The organism is Mycobacterium sp. UM_11, from assembly GCF_001414075.1.
GTDB lineage: Bacteria > Actinomycetota > Actinomycetes > Mycobacteriales > Mycobacteriaceae > Mycobacterium.
In genome coordinates this window covers 1-1,089 of the sequence record NZ_LATC01000219.1, presented here as the reverse complement: position 1 = coordinate 1,089, position 1,089 = coordinate 1, and the positions used below count along the sequence as shown (strand labels likewise).

Annotated in this window: 1 protein-coding gene; it reads left to right on the top strand. The window is 64.0% G+C overall.

Annotated elements, in window-relative coordinates:
* Positions 1 to 104: 104 nt before the first annotated feature.
* On the top strand, positions 105 to 1,089 hold a 985-nt coding region (locus tag WU80_RS24725; protein WP_055405700.1), incomplete at its 3' end, for an IS481 family transposase.

Genomic DNA, 1,089 nt, shown 5'->3' with positions numbered 1-1,089 from the left:
TGTACTGACCACGGACGTTGGTGACGGCGTGGCGTGGTGACATGACGAAGACCTCCGAGTGAAGTGCGAGCTGTCTAGGAACGCCACTCACTCTGGAGGTCTTCGTGGTCCACCGTAATGCTCCGCTGTCGGAAACTGGTCGCTTAAAGCTCGCCCGTTGTGTTGTCGAGGATGGCTGGCCGCCGCGTCGAGCTGTAGAACGATTCCAGGTCTCGGCCACCACGGCACGACGCTGGGCTGGGCGATATCGCGACCAGGGCGACGCAGGAATGGTCGATCGATCCTCGCGGCCGCACCGCTCACCAGGTCGCACACCCACCCGTACGGAGCGTCGCATCATCAAAGTGCGGGTGCTACGCCGCTGGGGCCCGGCCCGGATCGGGTATCTCTTGGGCCTGCATCCCTCCACGGTGCACCGGGTGCTGACCCGCTACGGGTTGTCCAAACTGCGCTGGCTCGATCGTCCTACCGGGCGAGTAATCCGACGCATCGAGTCGCTGGCCTGCGGAGAGCTGGTCCACGTCGACGTCAAGAAGCTGGGCAAGATCCCTGCCGGCGGCGGTTGGCGCAAGCTTGGTCGCACCGCAGGCAAACACAACGCGCGAGCCGATCGCAGCAGCGGTGTCCTCAACAAGTACCGCCAACCAGTGCGGGGATATCACTTCCTGCACACCGCAATCGATGCGCACTCGCGGCTGGCCTATAGCGAGCTGCTGGCCGACGAGCGCAAAGAGACCGCAGCAGCGTTTTGGCTACGCGCTAACGCCTGGTTCGCACAGTGCGGCATCTGTGTTCGCAAAGTGTTGACCGACAACGGGTCCTGCTATCGATCCTGCGCATTCCGCGACGCCCTTGGTGGGATCGCGCATCGCCGCACTCGACCGTACCGACCCCAGACCAACGGCAAGGTGGAACGATTTCACCGGACCCTGGCCGACGAATGGGCCTACGCCCGCCTCTACACCAGCGATGCCGAACGCTGCGCAGCGTTCACCAACTGGCTCCACACCTACAATCACCACCGCGGCCACACCGCACTCGGCGGCCAACCACCCGCCACTCGCGTACCTAACCTCTCAGGTCAGTACA